13 protein-coding genes and 1 pseudogene are annotated in these 18,096 nt (G+C 62.2%); 12 read left to right on the top strand and 2 right to left on the bottom strand.

Going from position 1 to position 18,096, the window contains the following annotated elements:
- Nucleotides 1–398 precede the first annotated feature (398 nt).
- The gene (locus HMPREF0183_RS08815) at nucleotides 399–1,460 is read left to right on the top strand and encodes a CHAT domain-containing protein (protein ID WP_040348703.1); all 1,062 of its coding nucleotides are present in this window, start codon (nucleotides 399–401) and stop codon (nucleotides 1,458–1,460) included.
- Nucleotides 1,461–1,569: 109 nt separating this feature from the next.
- Here the strand turns inward: HMPREF0183_RS08815 and HMPREF0183_RS08810 are convergent.
- Nucleotides 1,570–2,056, bottom strand: a pseudogene (locus HMPREF0183_RS08810) (ArdC-like ssDNA-binding domain-containing protein); the annotation flags it as partial.
- A 170-nt stretch (nucleotides 2,057–2,226) separates the two neighbouring features.
- Between HMPREF0183_RS08810 and HMPREF0183_RS08805 the strand changes: the two are divergent.
- Nucleotides 2,227–2,685, top strand: coding sequence for a hypothetical protein (locus HMPREF0183_RS08805; protein ID WP_005885110.1), 459 nt, complete (start codon nucleotides 2,227–2,229; stop codon nucleotides 2,683–2,685).
- Here HMPREF0183_RS08805 and HMPREF0183_RS12860 read toward each other — a convergent pair.
- Nucleotides 2,668–3,000, bottom strand: a complete 333-nt coding sequence (locus HMPREF0183_RS12860) for a hypothetical protein (protein WP_050775397.1) — start codon at nucleotides 2,998–3,000, stop codon at nucleotides 2,668–2,670. The two genes, HMPREF0183_RS08805 and HMPREF0183_RS12860, sit on opposite strands and share 18 nt — an antisense overlap.
- A gap of 224 nt (nucleotides 3,001–3,224) precedes the next feature.
- Here HMPREF0183_RS12860 and HMPREF0183_RS12855 point away from each other — a divergent pair, with 224 nt between their 5' ends.
- The 10 genes from HMPREF0183_RS12855 to HMPREF0183_RS13060 all read left to right on the top strand — a co-directional run bounded on the left by HMPREF0183_RS12855 (nucleotide 3,225) and on the right by HMPREF0183_RS13060 (nucleotide 17,507).
- The gene (locus tag HMPREF0183_RS12855; RefSeq protein WP_050775396.1) at nucleotides 3,225–3,722 is read left to right on the top strand and encodes an alpha/beta hydrolase family protein; all 498 of its coding nucleotides are present in this window, start codon (nucleotides 3,225–3,227) and stop codon (nucleotides 3,720–3,722) included.
- A gap of 146 nt (nucleotides 3,723–3,868) precedes the next feature.
- Nucleotides 3,869–4,057 carry an excisionase family DNA-binding protein gene (locus HMPREF0183_RS08795; RefSeq protein WP_005885106.1) on the top strand — a complete coding sequence of 63 codons (189 nt, stop codon included), beginning with the start codon at nucleotides 3,869–3,871 and terminating at the stop codon, nucleotides 4,055–4,057.
- An 86-nt stretch (nucleotides 4,058–4,143) separates the two neighbouring features.
- A complete protein-coding gene (locus HMPREF0183_RS08790) occupies nucleotides 4,144–4,764 on the top strand; it encodes a DUF1819 family protein (protein ID WP_005885104.1) in 621 nt (206 codons plus the stop codon).
- Complete coding sequence (locus tag HMPREF0183_RS08785) at nucleotides 4,761–5,360, top strand: DUF1788 domain-containing protein (protein WP_005885102.1); 600 nt, start codon at nucleotides 4,761–4,763, stop codon at nucleotides 5,358–5,360. Before HMPREF0183_RS08790 ends, HMPREF0183_RS08785 begins: the two co-directional genes overlap by 4 nt.
- Before the next feature lie 5 nt (nucleotides 5,361–5,365).
- A complete protein-coding gene (gene brxC / locus HMPREF0183_RS08780; RefSeq protein WP_005885100.1) occupies nucleotides 5,366–8,902 on the top strand; it encodes a BREX system P-loop protein BrxC in 3,537 nt (1,178 codons plus the stop codon).
- Nucleotides 8,903–8,914: 12 nt separating this feature from the next.
- A complete protein-coding gene (gene pglX / locus HMPREF0183_RS08775; RefSeq protein WP_005885099.1) occupies nucleotides 8,915–12,397 on the top strand; it encodes a BREX-1 system adenine-specific DNA-methyltransferase PglX in 3,483 nt (1,160 codons plus the stop codon).
- Nucleotides 12,390–12,617 (top strand): hypothetical protein, encoded by a 228-nt coding sequence (locus HMPREF0183_RS08770; RefSeq protein ID WP_005885098.1) that lies wholly within the window; start codon nucleotides 12,390–12,392, stop codon nucleotides 12,615–12,617. The genes pglX and HMPREF0183_RS08770 overlap by 8 nt, the downstream gene beginning before the upstream one ends.
- The gene (pglZ, locus tag HMPREF0183_RS08765) at nucleotides 12,614–15,109 is read left to right on the top strand and encodes a BREX-1 system phosphatase PglZ type A (protein WP_005885097.1); all 2,496 of its coding nucleotides are present in this window, start codon (nucleotides 12,614–12,616) and stop codon (nucleotides 15,107–15,109) included. The genes HMPREF0183_RS08770 and pglZ overlap by 4 nt, the downstream gene beginning before the upstream one ends.
- 14 nt (nucleotides 15,110–15,123) lie before the next feature.
- On the top strand, nucleotides 15,124–17,256 hold the full coding sequence (gene brxL / locus HMPREF0183_RS08760) for a BREX system Lon protease-like protein BrxL (protein WP_005885096.1): 2,133 nt from the start codon (nucleotides 15,124–15,126) through the stop codon (nucleotides 17,254–17,256).
- On the top strand, nucleotides 17,256–17,507 hold the full coding sequence (locus tag HMPREF0183_RS13060) for an AAA family ATPase (RefSeq protein ID WP_005885095.1): 252 nt from the start codon (nucleotides 17,256–17,258) through the stop codon (nucleotides 17,505–17,507). The genes brxL and HMPREF0183_RS13060 overlap by 1 nt, the downstream gene beginning before the upstream one ends.
- The last annotated feature ends 589 nt before the right edge of the window (nucleotides 17,508–18,096 follow it).

The raw sequence follows: 18,096 nt of genomic DNA, 5'->3' as shown, positions 1-18,096 counted from the left end.
CCGCCCCTTAAAGCGCAAAATTGCCATGGGTAGTTATCCCGACAGGGAGCCTTTGCTGTTTTGTGTTTTGTCTGAATCGGCATCCTGGCGAGCACGGCCTTGCGCTCGTGAACACCGGCGATCTGGTCGAGTGCCTGCCGCAGCGAGCGCATCCCCGAGGAGAGTTCACCGATCACCCCATACATCTCGGCTGGCTGCTCGAAACCCCGGCTCGCGTGAGCCAACCCCCGCAGCGCCTCAGACGCTTCCGCAGCATCAGCAGTCGAATCGAAGAACGTGGGCATGGTGACCTCCTGTGCCGTGTGACGGAGAGGTGCGCACCATCGTCCGGAAAATGTCGGTGGTGCGGCCTAGCATTGTAGATGACAAGAGGGCAAACGAAGCAGGAGCACGACAGAGTGAGCGCAAGTCAGTACCGAGGGCAGCTTGACCGCAAGCGCAAACAGCGGATCGATGCGGACAAAAAGGCGGGTGAGTACCGGTCGAAGGAGTCCTCGAAGCGAGCCGACGCGGCCAAGGCGCGACAGGCTGCCGCCAAGACGACGAGCAGTTCCACTCGAAGCAGCAAGTTGCGAGACGCCGAGCGCCGCGAGAAAGAAGCGGAGACTGCGGGCAAGGAGGCGAGCCGCTGGCAGACTCGAGCAGCCGGCTACGCAAAGGACGAGGCCGCGCTACAGACCAAGCTCGCCCGCGCCGAACAGTCGGAGGCCGATGCCGCCGAGCGACGCCGAAAGAGCGTGCAGCAGCGCGCCGACCGGCGGGCGGCGGCTGAACGTGCCCAGCTTGAATCGCGGATCAGCGATACCGAGATGGCCGTTAGCACTGCGCTGCGTCATCTCCCAGCGCCCAAGCCGGAGAAGCTCCGAGTGCTCATGCTGGGCGCCTCAGCCGAAGGCGACCTCCGCGTTGGGAGGGAGCAGAAGCGCATCCGGGCAGCGGTCGAGTCGGCTTTGCACCGTGACCAGATCGAACTCGATGTGCGGTCAGCGGCAACCACGGCTGACCTACTGGATGGCATCACGAAGTTCCGCCCTCACGTGGTCCACTTCTCGGGCCACAGCAACGACGACCTGATCGTCTTTGAGGATGAAGCAGACGAACCCCACGAGGGAGTGATCGTGTCGGCGCGAGCATTCGCTCGGGCGATCAGCGCAACCGACGATCCTCCGCTCCTCGTCCTGCTGAACTCGTGTCGCTCCGCAGCCCAGATCGACGTCCTGGTGGCACAAGTCGTGCCGTTCGCTATCGGGATGGCCGACAGCATCGAAGACGCCGATGCGATCAACTACGCCGCACAGTTCTACGCGGCAGTCGCAAACGGGCAGTCCATCAACTCTTCGCACCTGTCGGGACAGGCTGCGCTCGAACTCGCGGGACTGGAAAGCGCCGACCTGCCGACCCTGGCCTGGGCACCCGACGTCGATCCATCAACCACGATCCTCGTCAGCCCCGAAGGCTGAACTCAGACCCGACGGCAGAGCGGGAGCGCGGCGGCGGTGAATGCGGCAGCCTGCTGGCCAACGAGGAGCCGGGTCTCGCAGGAGGCTTGGAGTGCGGGCTACTCGACGGCGGCAACGGCGGCATCGGCAGCGGTTCGCCGTCGGTCTGGGAGGCGTCCCACACGTAGGCTGGGCGCGCCCCGACCATCCGCGAGCGCACGACCTCGTTGACCTTGTGCTTCTCTCGTGGTCCCAGGCGACGCCAGGAGTTCGGATCGGCAGGATTGGACGACGCGAACCTGCCCGTCACGGGCGCGAAGATCATGTAGCCGGGCTGGCCCTTCATCACCTGCCGCCAGAGGCCCTGCCATTGCCGGTACCCGGCAACCAGGGTAGGGGAAAGGCTCGGGCACCCGGCCAACCTCGAACGCCGCCTCGTACTGCACCCAGATCAACATCGTGTTGTTGAACGACCGCGACCGGAACCATGCCGCAAAGGCCAGCGCATGCCGCCAGCCGTCACCCGAGACCAGCGACTCGACCGCGCCAGTCAGCTTCTCGTGCAGCTCGTCGAGCTTCGCCTCTCGCACCGCGCGGGCGTCCTCGTTCGATGCCATGCTCCGGCCTCCTCTTCGGCGGGCCGCGCCAAGGTTGCGCGCGGCGGTAAACCTGGCAGGTAGGCGCGAACACCCGCAACCAGACCGTGAGCTGGACATCGTTCACCACCTTGAGGAAGCCCGACCCGAGACGGGCACGCCGACATTGAGCATGCACAACCACACCTTGGGTGGACTACATCGATGCCTTGCCCGTCGCGAAGGGAGGGGTCAGCGTCATGACCGAAGACGAAAGTCAGGCTGCGGCCGAAGACCTCACTAAACGTCTGCGGCTCCTGATGGACGTCGCCGTCGTCGAGTCCGGCACGGAGCCGACCTACTCGCAGATCGCCGACTACCTCCAAGAGCGAGGCACCAACCTGTCGCGGTCGCGCTGGACATACATGGTCAGCGGTGACCGTTACGTCCAGGACCCGGCAGTGTTCGAGGGTCTCGCCGCGTTCCTGCTCGGCGAGGACGGTGCCGCCACGCCCGAGAAGGTCTCAGCGCAGCTCGATCTGGTTCGGTCCATGCATGCCGCGAAGGTGAAGTCCTACACAGCCCGCACCCTCGGCGATATCTCGCCGAAAGCGCTCCACGCCATCACCAAGTTCCTGGATGAGGAAATGACCTCAACGCCTGAGCACTGACGTGTGTCGCGCAAGTCGAAGCCGGTGCCGGTCGCTGCTCCCCACTGAGAAGGGCGAACCGTGAATACCGAACAGACCGTATCGGCGGCCGTGCCGGGCCTTCAGCTCGGTGATACCTTCACCTTCGACGAGCTCCTCCGCTCTGTCCAGGACCAGCGGCACCGCAGGCTTCGGGTCATTGAACTGGCTAATCTCGACACCCACGACGACCTCTGCGCGCTCTGGCGGGCAACCGAGACCGACGACCTCGTGCTCCACGCCCGCACCGACTCGACACTCCATAGACAGCAGTTCATCCTCCATGAACTCGCCCACATGATCCTCGCCCATTGCGACGGCGATGACTGCGCCGCGGGCATCCGAGGATCAGTGTTCGCAGAGTCGGCATCCGGTCTGACCCCGAAGGCCGGCGACCGGGCCTCCCGGCGCGGCATCCACTACGCCACCCCAGCCGACGCCGGACTCCACACCCGCGACATCACCATCACCACTCCGGCAGGGCCATGCCCGGCATGGCGCATCGACGGCGACCCTTCGACGTGGGCGATCCACATCCACGGCCTCGGCAGCACCCGCGTCGGCACCCCCGCGGCGTCCTCGCCGCAACCGAACTCGGCTACACCTCCATCCTCGTCAGCTACCGCAACACCACGGAAGGGCCACGAGCCGGCGCCGACCGCTCAACCCTCGGCGATACGGACATGGCCGACGTTGACGAAGCCATCGGATACGCTTTCCGACGCGGTGCTCGCCAGACCGTGTTCGTCGGTTGGTCGACGGGTGCCGCACTCGTCCTCGACTCACCCGTCCTCGACTGGACCGCACGATCAGCAGACCTGACGACGCCGACACTGATCCTCCGCGGCACGCGAGACGAGTCCGTACCGATCCAGCTCTCACAAGCACTCCGACACGCTCGCCCGGACCTCGTCGAGCTGGAGTCCTTCGACGCCGGCCACACCCTCAGCTGGAACTCCGACCCCGACCGGTGGCAGGAAGCAGTGACGACTTGGCTTCAAGCACGTGTCCCGCGCTGATCGCTGAACGGAGCGACCACCCTCGGCACCCATCTCGTTCAGCCACGCCCGGAGATATCCAACTCAAGCCGTACATCCACCGGTATCATCGTGAGTGATGGCCTGCCTGGGCCATTGAGCGAGGGAGGACCAAAGTGGGGTGAGCCGTGACTGTCTGCCGACGATATCGCCGCCCACTTCGGGTCACCAAAGACACCGTCTACACCTGGATCGCCGAAAAGGCCATGCCCGCTCACAAGGTCGGACGCCTCTGGAAGTTCCAAGCCGGCGAAATTGGTGACTGGGTTCGACGAGGTGGGGCTGCCGCCGACTCCGAACCCTCCGCACTGGGGTGAGCGTTTCGCTCGCTTCGAGCCACTAACACTTTGTCGGTGGCAGGACGAACCCTGATGCACTGCCCAAAATCGGAAGGAGGCACCAGATGAGCATCAGATCTCAGGGACATGATCGATACGCGCTGTCCTTCACCAGCGGTGCCCTCCTGGCTCGGGAGGCGGTGATCGTCGCGCCGCTCTTCCTGGAAGTTCGTGACTGGGGTCTGGTTCGAGACCAGCTCCGTTCAGAGAACTTGCTCCAGGCGCGAACCGCATCGTCCGGATTCCGGCTGGCGCGCGAGGTCGCGCAGCGATTGGCAGTGCTCACGGACCCGGAGCTGGAGTTGCTGCGAGACGCCAGCCCCAGTGAACGTGGGCACCTGATGTGGGTCGCGGCGTGCCGGCGCTACGCGCTCATCGGCGACTTCGCGGAAGAGGTGGTACGCGAGCGCTTCCTCTTGCTCACTCCCACCCTGGGATACGACGACTTCGACAGCTTCGTTCGTGGGAAGGCACTGTGGCACCCCGAGCTCGCAGAGGTGAAGGACTCGACGTTGCAGAAGCTCCGGTCGACCGTGTTCCGCATGCTGACCGAGGCTGGACTGCTTGCAGGCGGCGAGATCGTCAACGCGGCGCTGTCAGAGCGTGTCCGGGAAGCACTCGACGCTCAGCTACCAAGTGACCTCCGCTACCTCCCGGCCCGTGACAGCAAGGAGGCCTCGTTGTGACGCTCCATGAACTTTCCCGCCAGGAGGAGCATCTGTTCGCGGTGCTCAGCGGCGAGCGCTTCCTGAAGATGGAGGGCTTGTCGAACGAGGTCCCATTCTTCATTTATCCCTACGAGCCGGAGCACGCGCTCGATGTGGCGAAGGCCAAGAAGCGCGTCAAGAACCGCCTGGCCAGCAAAGGCATCGAGGTGCGCGAGATCAACCTCTACGACCTGTCGGTGGACGTACTCAAGGAGCGCGGCGACTGGGACGAGGTACTTGAGGTCGAACCCGAGCTCGAAAAGGCCGAGTTCACCGAGATGCTGCAGTCCATGCTCAACCCGCAGCAGCACCTGGCTCCCGCGATCCGCGAGCGGCTGGCAGACGGCGAGTTCGACATCGTGTTCCTGACCGGGATCGGTGAGGTCTTCCCCTATATCCGGTCCCACAACGTGCTCAACAACTTGCAGAGCGTTGTGGTGGGCCGGCCGATGCTCATGTTCTTCCCCGGCCGCTACGAACAGTCCGACACGCTCGGCTCATCGCTGGTGCTGTTTGGCAAGTTGAAGGACGACCAGTACTACCGTGCCAAGAACATTCTGGAACAGGAACCGTGACCGTTATGCAGCTCACCGAGATTTTCGCTAAGGACGTCCAGCGTCCCATCGAGGGCGTCATCAAGGCCGACGACGTTGCGCACCTTGCCACCGAGGTCGACGAGTACGTCCTGACCAACGAGGCCGCCAAGGGGCTGGAGTTGCTGCTGGAGGCGTACACGAACTACACCAACGCGAACGGCGTGTGGATTTCGGGCTTCTTCGGCTCCGGTAAGTCGCACCTCTTGAAGATGCTCGCACACCTCCTTGGTGATGTGGAGGGCGACGACTTCCCCCGCGAGCGTGTCTCGGCGAGCTTCCGCGCCAAGGCGACGGATGCGTTCTTGCCACCGCTGCTCGACAAGGCTGACCGCATCCCGGCGAAGAGTCTGCTGTTCAACATCGACCAGAAAGCGACCTTGATCAGCAAGGATCAGACCGACGCACTGCTACGCGTGTTCGTGAAGGTCTTCGATGAGTCCCGCGGCTACTACGGCGACCAGGGACACATCGCCCGCTTCGAGCGCCAGCTCGACGACGAGGGTCAGCTCGACACCTTCAAAAAAGCCTTCCTTAAGGTGTCGGGCCGGGACTGGGTGGAGCGCCGGCCGAGCTTCGGGCTCCCAACCGTGCGACGCCAGGTCAACGAGGCATACGCACAGATCACCGGGTTGGACGCGACGACCGCGCCCGACATCCTGAAGACCTATCAGGACACCTACTCGGTGTCGATTGAGGACTTCGCCGACGAGGTGCGCGCCTGGCTGGACAAGCAGCCGGCCGGCTACCGGCTCAACTTCTTCGTCGACGAGGTCGGGCAATTCATCGGCTCCAACACTCACCTGATGCTGAACCTTCAGACGATCGCCGAGTCGCTGAACACGAAGTGTGGCGGACGGGCGTGGGTGTTCGTGACCTCCCAGGAGGACATGGACAAGGTCGTCGGCGACCGCACCAAGCAGCAGGGCAACGACTTCTCGAAGATTCAGGCCCGGTTCAAGACCCGAGTGAAGCTCACCTCCGCAGACGTCGAAGAGGTCATCCGCAAGCGACTGCTGGAGAAGAACGACAAGGGCACCCAGGTACTCGAAGCCGTCTACGCGCAGGAGTCTGCGAACTTCAAGACACTGTTTGACTTCGTCGATGGAGCGAAGACCTACCGGAACTTCACCGACGAGACCCACTTCGCCGGCACCTACCCGTTCGTCAGCTACCAGTTCCCGCTGTTCCAAGCCGCGATCGAGGGCATCTCCGACCACAACGTCTTCGAGGGCCGCAACAGTTCCGTTGGTGAGCGGTCCATGCTCGGCGTCGTCCAGCAAGTCGCCAAGGACATCGGCAATGTCGAGATCGGCACGTTGGCCACCTTCGACGCCATGTTCGCCGGAATTCGCGCGTCGTTGAAGTCCGCGGCACAGCGCTCGATTGACCGCGCCGAGCGCGACCTGCCCGACAGCGGTTCACCGGTAACCAAGCTCGCGGTGCGGCTACTCAAGGCGCTCTTCCTGGTGAAATACGTCGAGAGCTTCCGGGCCACCCCGCGCAACCTAACAGTGCTGGTCTACGACCGATTCGGACTCGACCTGCCCACGTTGTCCAAGCAGGTTCAAGACGCGCTGATGCTGCTGGAGACGCAGACCTACGTGCAGCGCAACGGCAACGTCTACGAGTACCTGACCAACGAAGAGCAGGTGATCGAGGAAGAGATCAAGAACGTCGAGATCGACTCATCTGAGGTCTCGACCCGGCTGAACAAGATTCTCTCCGGCGATGTGGTCAAGACCTCCAAACTCCGCTACGCCAAGAACGGGCAAGACTTCCCATTCGGATACAAGCTCGACGACCAGCCGTTCGGTCAGCAACGCGAACTCTCACTTCACTTCATCACTCCCGAGTACCCGTACGGTCCGGAAGAGATTCGGATGCACTCGGCAGGCAAAGACGAGCTTCGTGTGATCCTCGCTCCCGACGACCGGGTGCTGGCCGACCTGCGGCTGCTGATCAAGACCGAGAAGTACACGAAGCGCAAGCAGACCAGTTCACTCTCTCCGGTCGAGGAGCAGATTCTGCGCGCCAAGGCGACTCAAAACGCGCAGCGCGAGAAGGAGCTTGTAGAGCGAATCCGCCGCGCCGTCGGGCGAGCCGATCTCGTGATCAACGCCGCAGACCTCACATCCGGGTCGCAGGAAGCAGTCACGCGGATCACCGAGGGGTTCCAAGACCTCATCGCGCGTACCTACACGCAGCTCAGCCTGCTCGGTGGACGCACCTACAGCGCGCAGCAGGTTGCCGGGTTCGCGAACCCCGACCAAGCCGCCATGATTGACGACTCCTCAATGCACGCGCTCGCGGCCCCGGCAGATGAGGTGCTGTCGTACGTCCTGCAGCGCGACCGTCTCGGGGAGCAGATCACCGTCAAGAAGATCGTCGATCACTTCCAGGCCAAGCCCTACGGATGGGACCTCGCCTCCATCGAGTGCGTGACGGCCTGGCTCGTCGGCACCTCGAAGATCACCCTCACCGTCGACTCGAATACCCTCAAGCGCAGCGAAGTCGCCGCCGTGTTGCGCAACACGCAGAAGCACTCCCATGCCGTCGTCGCCCCTCAGAAGACCTTCGACCAGCGCAGGATCGCAGCGCTGCGCACCTTCTGCACGGACTTCTTCGATGAGCCCAACGCACCGAAGGACCCGCTCGAACTGGCCCGGCACGCGAGCGAACGCCTCCGCGCCAAGTGTGAGGAGCTCAAGGCGCGAGTCAGCGGCTCGAAGTACCCCTTCGTGACTCAACTCGAAGCCCCGATCGCACTGCTGGAATCCGTGGCGGGCAAGCCCGACGACTGGTTTCTGACCGACTTCGTGCTCACTGACGACCTCCTCGATGCGAAGACCGACATCATCGATCCGATCCAGGCCTTCTTCGGTGACGAGAAGCAGCGAGGCGCTCAGCGCAAGATTTATGACGAGGCCACCCAACTGCTCGCCGACAACGCCAGCAACCTCAACTACCTCCCATCGGGGAGCAGTCAGGAGGTGGCGCAGCTCCTCGCCGACCCGCAAGCCTTCCGCGGGAACCGGATGACCAAGCTCAAGGGCGCTGCCCTTGAGCTCCAATCCCGCATCGACGAGGCGCTCGTAGCCAACCGTGATGGAGCAGTCCTGGAGATCGACTCCCGGTGGGCGCCTCTACAGACCAGCACGATCTATCTGGGAGCCGCCGACGACGCACAGCGAAGCGTGAGCCAGAAGGTCAACGCGATTCTCGATCGGATCAGCCGGGAGAACCAGATCGCCGTCGTCCGCGAGATCGCGAACACCTTCGAGGAATGCACCTACCCAGCCATCCTCGACCAACTCGCCGCATTCCCAAGCATCAGCAGTGCGGACGATAGCGACGAGCTGGCACCGGCACCGATCAAGAAGCAGACCGTCTCAGTCAAGAGCATCAGTGCCACCGGCATACACGGCGTGCTGGAAACCGAAGAAGACGTCGATCGCTACCTGGACGCGCTGCGCGCAGCGCTGGTCCAGGCTCTCAACGACGACAAGCGCATCGCACTGTAGGAGACACCACGCATGGAGACCACACCGCTGAAGAGCTTCGCCACCTGGGCCAGGCGCGAACTCATCACTCAGGTCAGCGCCCGGCTGACTGCCGTGCTCGCGCCCGGATCACCTGAGCGGGTCGAGAACCAGCGCGCCGTGACCATGCTTGAACGCGACATCACGGCCGCGGGCGGCGGCGCCAAGGGAAAGGACGCCATCGCTGACAGGGTTGCCTACACCTGGTTCAACCGCATCATCGCCCTCCGCTTCATGGACGCCAACGGCTACACCGGTGTTGGCGTGGTCTCGCCAGCCCACGGCCAGCAGACCGGGCAGCCAGAGATACTCGCAGATGCCAAGCGTGGCAGCATCGACCCCGCTGTTGTCAGCAACAAGCGCACCGTCGACACAATCACTGGACTCCTCGACGGAACCCGCCCCAGTGCAGACGCTCAGGGTGAGGCCTACACGCTTCTGCTCGCCGAGTACTGCCGCTTCTGGAACCGCTCGATGCCGTTTATGTTCGAGCGCGAAGGCGATTACACCGAACTCCTCATCCCTGCGAACCTTCTCGCCGCAGACTCGATCCTCGCCAGGGCTGCGGCGGTGCTCTCTGAGGAAGTCTGCCGAGATGTCGAGGTGATCGGCTGGCTCTACCAGTTCTACATCGCAGAGCGGAAAGACGAAGTCTTCGCCGGATTCAAGAAGGGCAATAAGGCAGGCGCGGCCGAGATTCCGGCCGCCACCCAGCTCTTCACTCCACACTGGATCGTCCGCTACCTGGTCGAAAACTCCGTTGGCCGGCTCTGGATGCTCAACCACCCTGAGTCTCGGCTCATCGACCAGATGGACTACTACATTGCGCCGGTCGACGAAGAAACTGACTTCCTCAAGATCGCCGACCCCGAAGAGCTGACGGTCATTGACCCAGCTTGCGGCTCCGGACACATGCTTACCTATGCGTTCGACCTGCTCTACGCGATCTACGAAGAGGAGGGCTACGCACCGTCCGAGATTCCCGGGCTCATCCTTGCCCAAAACCTCTACGGCACCGAGATCGACCCGCGCGCCGGCTCACTGGCGGCGTTCGCACTTACCATGAAGGCCCGCGCTAAGCAGCGAACATTCTTGACAAAGGGGCTCGCGCCGGCGATCACAGTCATCGACTCCATCTCGTTCACCCCGGATGAACTGGACCTTCTGGTCACGAGGAATGGAGACCTGCGTGCGGAAGAAGGAGTTTGGAATCAGTTCGCCGAGGCAAACGTGCTCGGGGCTCTCATCCTTTCCGACCTGGGACAAACCCAGCGGCTGTCTCACCGCCTCGAAACACTGGACGAAGCAAACGACCTCGTTTGGTCGGCCACCCTCAATCGTGCGTCAAAAGTGCTACGCCAAGCAACGGCACTGTCGCGGCGCTATGCCGTAGTGGTAGCGAACCCTCCTTACATGGGCTCGAAAAACATGGGAGCCACGCTCGCGGACTTCGCGTCGGGGAAGTTCCCCGACAGTAAATCTGATCTGTTCGCGATGTTCATCGAGCGCGGGTTTGAATTTCTGAAACCGGGGGGACTCTCGGCGATGGTCACCATGCAGTCCTGGATGTTCCTCAAGTCCTATGCCGGGCTTCGCAAACAACTGCTCAATGACCGACATCTGGAATGCATGGTTCACATGGGGAACGGAGTCATGGGCATAGCTTTTGGCACGGCGGCGGCCATCTGGCGTTCTACCCCGGGGGAAGGGGTCTCATCTTTCTCCTTCGTTTCGACGTTGGACCTTTATGGAGACAAGCCGAGGGTGTTCCCAGTACCAAACTCAAGACACACGGAGATGTCGCTTCGAGAGCTCAGTTCTATTCCGGGAAGTCCGATTGCTTACTGGGCGTCCTCGGCCCTTCGCGCCACGTTCCAAACTGGGCGAACTATCGAAAGTGTTGCGCCGGTACGCCAGGGATTTCAGACGGGCGATAATGACCGCTTTATGCGTTTCTGGCACGAAGTGTCCCGAACGCGAATTGCTTTCGACTCCGAGTCTACGGAAGAGTTTCATGCATGTGGGGCCCGATTCGCTCCATACCTAAAGGGCGGCCCCCTGCGCAAGTGGTTTGGCAACGACGAGTACATTGTTGCTTTCAGTCCCCATGACTTCAGTGAACTCTCGAAGCTTGGGAACAAGCTTCCTTCGCGGAACCTTTATTTCAAGGATTCGATCACGTGGTCGGCGATGTCCTCGTCCGACTTCGGCGCACGCTATGCGGGCGTCGGCAGTACCTTCAGTGCAAAAGGCGCGTGCGCGTTTCCAGTAGATAGATACTCCCGTTCGCTCACGCTGGCAGTCCTGAATTCGTCAGTGGCGCGTCAACTCCTCGAATTCATGGGTGCGACTATGGACTTCAACGTGGGGTCCCTGCGAGAGATTCCACTTCCAGCGGAGATTCCGCTCGACGACAGAGATCGGATATCTTCGCTGGTCGAACTGTTGGTGCACCTCCATCAGCAGGATTGGAATCTGAGCGAGTCTGCGCCCGGGTACGAAGAGAATGCGCTAATCAAGCGCGGCGGGGTAGGCCGCCTTGCGAGTCTGGTCGACGGACACTTCGCTGATTGGCGAGCCTACTCTGCGCAGGTCAACGAGGCTCAGGAAGCACTCGACGCGATCATAGCTAAGTCCTACGGATTGGAGCCCTCAGGTGAACTTAATGTCACTCTGAACAACCTGGTGGTGGGCACGCAAGGTAGAGCTGAGCGGAATGTTCAATTGCGCGACATGATTGCTGACCTTGTTTCTTTCGCTGTGGGATGTATGTTCGGCCGCTACAGCCTCGACGAGACCGGCCTAGTTCTGGCCGACCAGGGCGCGACAGTGCAGGACTACTTCGCGAAGGTGCCGCAGCCGAGATTCACCCCTGATGCTGACAACGTTCTCCCGATCGTCGATGGCGATTGGTTCGAGGACGACATCGTGGCGCGGCTCCGTCAGTTCCTGCGGGTTGCCTTCGGGGAGCAGTACTTCGAGGAGAATCTCCGGTTCGTTGAGGAGTCGCTCGGCGTCAAGACTCTGCGGGAGTACTTCATCACCCGAGCGGGCCGGTCGAAGTTCTACGACGATCACGTTAAGCGGTACAAGAAGCGTCCGATCTACTGGCTGTTCTCCAGCCCGAAGGGATCGTTCAACGCGCTGATCTACATGCACCGCTACACCCCGTCCACGGTCTCAACCGTACTGAACGAGTACCTGCGCGAGTTCGAGTCGAAACTGGAAGCGAACCTCCAGCACCAGGAGCGTCTCGCCGCCGGGGAGGGTACGCCTCGCGAGAAGGCAGCGGCACTGAAGGAAGCCGAACGACTTCGAAAGGTGCTGGTGGAACTCAGCGAGTACGAACACGACGTGCTGTACCCACTGGCGTCTCAGCAGATCGCCATCGATCTCGATGACGGGGTGAAGGCCAACTATCCGAAGTTCTACCCCGCCCTCAAGAAGATCGCAGGGCTGGAGGCTACCGATGCCTGAGATCGCTCGGAACAGCGAGGAGGCAGAGCGAGACCTGCTCGCTCGCGCCTCTGAGGTGAACGAGGAGGACAAGGACGGAATCGTGGTGGCGGAGTATTGGACGGCGCTGCCGCCGAAGGCCGAGCTTCGGGCCCGCATCCAACAGATTTATGAGGCAGCAGCAGAGCGGGTCGCAAGGCGCAAGCTCGAAGCTTCCTCGCAACGGGAGGACAACGAATGAGTTCGCTCAGTGTCGTCCTGCCTCACCTAGAGCAGAGGTTCGAGTCACAGCGCCTGGTCTTCTGGCACGACGCCGACGGCGAGTACGCCGCCGAGATTGATGCGCTTGATCTCAGCGGCGTGACCACTGTGCGGGTGGAGAACAACGAGTACGCGGTGAAGAACCGAGTGCTCCACGACGAGCCGGCGGGCAAGTTTCTCCTGTACCGAGGCGCTCCTGTGCCTGCGGGTACGGGGAACTGGTTGCTTGACCTTGAGCTTGCCTATGGGATCTTCACCGCTGACCGGACCGCGCTCGTGCGCCAGGACCTAGGTCTCAGCGGTAGCGGGATCGACGAGGTGGTGCGAGAGCACGAGAAGTTCTTCCGAGCCGTCAAGCGAGTCGAGAGCCTCAAATCCCTCCTCGCGACCAGCGATGACGCCGACAGGTTGCGAGCGAAGATGTCTGCCGTGGTGCTTGGTCAGCACGAGCACAGCATGCTTGAGCTCATGCGCGCGTTGCTGATCGAGAACGCACGCGGCGCGCACACCAAGTACGACGCGCTGGCCGAACAGGGTCTGGACAGCTTCCACTGGGCCGGTGTTGCCAAGATTTACGGCTACGAAGCAAGTGAGCCTAGCGTCGATGACTTTGTGCTGTGGATGTTCCGCCAGGCGATCAAGCGGTTTGCATCGGACACGCCCGGAGCCCTGCGCAATATCGAGCTCGACTTCGCGAGCCTGCGCAACGACCGACGCAGCGCCGATGCTCTCGCCACGTTGGCTCGGCGCGCAGCTGAAAGTCTTGACTACGCCAGCACCATCGAGGATGCCGAACTGGCTGAGCTTGTGGGCAACGATCTTTTCGAGGACGTGGAGCGCAAGATCATCAGCGTGCTGACACAGGCAATCGTCGAGCGGACGATGGGCACACGCGAGGTGTCCGAGATCATCCGTTCCCGACAGAGCAGCATCTGGGTGGACGGGTACCGGGAACTCTACGCGGCGCTCGCCGCTGCCTCTGACCTTCTGAGCGAGCTCGCGACTGCAAGATTCGAGATCGCGTCCTTCGATGACGGACTCGACCGTTACTGCAAGCGCTGGTTCCGCATCGACCAGCTCTACCGACAGTTCCACTTTGCCGCCCGCACAACGGAGTACACCGGCGCCCTCGAAGCGCTCCGGGTTGAGGTGGAGAAGCACTACGCGAACCGATTCCTCTACGAGCTCGGCAACGCCTGGCAGCAGCAGGTTGATGCCGTGACTGATTGGCGATCGGTGGTGTTGCGCCATCAGACAAGGTTCTTCACCGATCACGTCGAGCCCATCATCAGGAGGGGCAACCGGAAGGCCGTCGTCATCATCTCTGATGCGCTGCGCTACGAGGTAGCCGACGATCTGGGCTCACGTATCCGTCAGGAAGACCGCTTTGACGCGGAACTCCACGCGATGCTGGGCGTGCTTCCGAGCTACACACAACTCGGCATGGCCGCCCTGCTTCCGCACACGACGCTGGCTCACTCGCACGATGGCGACCTGGTGCTCGTTGACGGCCAGCGTTCCGACGGAACGGCGAACCGCAACAAGGTGCTGGCTCCGGTAGACGGGTTCGCAATCCAGGCCGAGGACGTTCTCGCGATGCCGCGCGGTGAGCTGCGCGAACTCTACCGTGCGCACCAGGTGCTGTACGTGTACCACGACCGGATTGACGCCGCTGGCGACAAGGCCCGCACCGAACGACAGGTGTTCGAGGCCGCCAACGACGCGCTACGCGAACTGGTCGTCCTCATCAAGCAACTGACGAATGCGAATGCCACGAACATCCTCGTGACCGCCGACCACGGCTTCCTCTACCAGGACACCGCGCTTGCCGGTGCCTCCTACCTCTCGACCAAGCCGCAGGGGGACGAGCTCGTGGTGACGAACCGTCGATACGTGCTCGGCCGGGGGCTCAAGGACGATCCCGCGTTTCGAAAGTTCGAGCCTGAACAGCTCGGGCTGAGTAGCGACCTTGAGGTGCAGCTTCCCAAGTCGATCCATCGACTCAAGCTGCCGGGCGCGGGCTCCAGGTTCGTCCACGGCGGCGCCGCACTCCAGGAAATCGTCGTTCCGGTGCTCACCGTCAACAAGAAGCGCAAGAGCGACACTCGCCTCGTCAACGTCGAGGTGCTGCCCGAGACGGACAAGATCACCACCGGTCAGCTCGTCGTGAAGCTCTTCCAGTCCGAGCCGGTTAGTGAGAAGGTCCAGGCTCGCACGCTACGCGGCGGCCTCTACGTCGGCGAGACCCTGATCTCGAATCAGCCCGAGCTGCTCTTCGACCAGCCCTCCGATGACACGCGTGACCGCTACCAGAGTGCACGGATGCTCCTTAGCCAGGACGCCAACGAGTTCAACAACCGCACGGTCGAGTTCCGGCTCGAAGAGCAGATACCCAACACCACCCAGTGGCGCGTCTACCAGCGGGCTCAGTACCTGCTCAAGCGCTCGTTTACATCGGACTTCGATTTCTAGAGGAAGTAGCAGCCATGACTGACACCGCGAGCCACTCCGGCGAGGAACGCAACACCGAGTCAGCCACACCGCAGCAGAGCGATCTTGACTACAAGACAAACCTGCTGTTCGCTGGCTCCGTCGTCCGCAAAGACCTCGTGAAGGCTGTCAAGGGCAACGCGATTGTCCCCTCTTACGTGCTGGAGTACCTGCTTGGCCAGTACGCCGCCTCCGACGACGAGGCAACGATCCAGGCCGGTATCGATGCGGTGCGCAAGATTCTCGCCGACCACTACGTGCACCGCAACGAGTCGGAACTGGTGAAGTCCACTATCCGCGAGAAGGGCCGCCACCGGATCATCGACAAGGTGACCGTGACGCTGAACGACAAGCAGGACGTGTACCAGGCCTCGTTCGCCAACCTCGGGCTCAATGGCGTAATCGTCGAACCCGCGACAGTGAAGGCGAACCCGAAGCTGCTGGTCAGTGGCGTGTGGTGCATCTGCGACATCGAGTACTTCCACAGCGACGACGCCCGCGTCGTGCCCTGGATTCTGGGGAGCTTGAAGCCGATCCAGATGTCGAGTTTCGACTACGAGGGCTATCTCGCATCACGGAAGGAGTTCAACACCGAAGAGTGGATCGACCTGCTGCTCCAATCCATCGGGTTCAACCCTGAGATGTTCGGACGACGGGCGAAGCTGCTGCAGCTCGTCCGTCTCATCCCCTTCGTCGAGCGGAACTACAACCTGGTCGAGCTGGGGCCGAAGGGCACCGGCAAGTCACACATCTACTCCGAGTTCTCGCCCCACGGCATGCTGATCTCCGGTGGCGAGGTCACCGTCCCGAAGCTCTTCGTGAACAACGCCAACGGTCGCATCGGCCTTGTCGGCTACTGGGACGTCGTTGCGTTCGACGAGTTCGCCGGCAAGAAGAAGCGCACCGACAAGGCGCTCGTCGACATCATGAAGAACTACATGGCGAACAAGTCGTTCTCCCGTGGCGTCGAGACCCTCGGAGCTGAAGCGTCGATGGTATTCGTGGGCAACACCTCCCACAACGTGCCCTACATGCTCAAGCACTCAGACCTGTTCGACGAGCTGCCGGAGGCATACCACGACTCCGCCTACCTCGACCGACTCCACTTCTACATCCCCGGCTGGGAGGTAGACACGATCCGCAGCGAGATGTTCTCGTCCGGCTACGGCTTCGTCGTCGACTACATCGCCGAAGTGCTGCGATCCATGCGGAACACCGACTACTCCGACCGCTATAAGCAGCACTTCACGCTCGGCTCCGACATCTCCACACGAGACCGAGACGGCATCCACAAGACCTTCTCTGGCCTGATGAAGCTCATCTACCCGGGCGGCGAGGCCACGCAAGAGGAGATCGAGGAACTGCTGCGCTTCGCCATCGAAGGACGCAAGCGCGTCAAGGACCAGATTCTTCGGATCGACAACACACTGGCCGCCGTCAACTTCGGCTACTCCGACAAGTCGGGCACCTGGCGTGGCGTCACCACGCTTGAGGAGGACGAGTACCCCAACTACTACCAGGCTCGCAGCCCCGAGGCCGAGGGCGAAGTAGAGGCGTCGGCGGAGGAGCGTGGGTCCGCGCAAGCAGAGGTCGCAGTTGCGGCTCCAGTTGCTCCCGAGGTGGCGGCGCCCCTGTTCGAAGGGCACAGAGAGTTCCAGGAGAACCAGCGTGGAGTCTCGTACGAGACGCTGCTCATGCCCTATTTGCACGGCGCCACGGACATCACCATCGTCGATCCCTACATCCGGCTCCCGCACCAGGGACGCAACCTCGTCGATCTGCTGGCCCTGCTAGCGGCGGCCAAGGACCCCGCCGACGAGATCGCGGTAACACTGGTGACCAAGGAAGACCGCGGCGAGTACGCACAGCAACACCTCCTCATGCTCAAGGACATCCAGGACAGCACCGCCACCGTCGGCATCAAGTTCACCGTCACCTGGGACGAAACCATCCACGACCGGTCGATCCGCACCGACCACGGCTGGAAGCTCGTCCTCGGGCGTGGTCTCGACATCTTCCAGAAGGGCTCCGGTAGCCAGTTCGACCTCGGCTCCCGCCGCCAGGAGTTCCGTCAGGTGTTCGCGTTCGGCATCACCTACATTCACGAGACTGAAACCGACGCGAACTGATGAAGGTTCGCCAACTGGAAATCGAGAACTTCCGTGGTGTCCGCGCGGGCAAGGTTATCTTCGTCGATAACACTCTGCTAGTTGGTGAGAACAACGTCGGCAAGTCAACCGTCTGCGAGGCTCTTGACCTCGTCCTCGGACCCGAGCGCACGAGTCGGCGCCCTGTCGTGGACGAGCACGATTTCCACAGGAGCACAGAGGCCACCTCCGACGGTGGAACGACACGGATCGGAGCTTCGTCGATGATCTGAAGAACGGCGCGGAGCACGCTGACGACGAGGGTGTAACCTGGGCGCTTCCAGTCTCCTTCCGCGCGCGATACGACGCCGTCGAGGACGACTTCGAAGCTGATACGTTCTTTGAGCATCCGCTTCCCGAACTTGACGAGCTTGATAACGAAGAGGCGAGTTCACTCAGCGAAGGACGCGATCGTTTCACCAGGACTCACAAGCGGCTCTGCGGATTCGTGTATCTCCGCGCTCTGCGCACTGGATCGCGAGCGCTTGGACTCCAGCGCGGTTCACTCCTCGACACGGTCCTCCGGCTGAGCGAAGAGGGTTCTGCCGAGATGTGGATGGAAACGCTTCGGCAGATGCGTGACCTCGACCCGGCCGGCATCACGTAATGGGTTAGCGCACCGCGAACGCCCCGTAGTAGTAGCTCTCATCCAAGTCGCCGGCCGCACCGAACGTGATGTCGGTCCAGTCGCCATCAAGGCGGCCTAGCTACTGTCTAGCCTTCGGTGAAGCAAGCTGGCAAGCGCTAAATACTCGACTATATGCCTTTCTTTACGCTCACATGTGCCGATGAATGCCGGGCTGTGCCGATCTTCGTTCACGA

This window comes from Brevibacterium mcbrellneri ATCC 49030, assembly GCF_000178455.1.
Taxonomy (GTDB): domain Bacteria; phylum Actinomycetota; class Actinomycetes; order Actinomycetales; family Brevibacteriaceae; genus Brevibacterium; species Brevibacterium mcbrellneri.
Note: the sequence above shows the minus strand (reverse complement) of the source record. Positions and strands in the feature narration are given on the sequence as shown.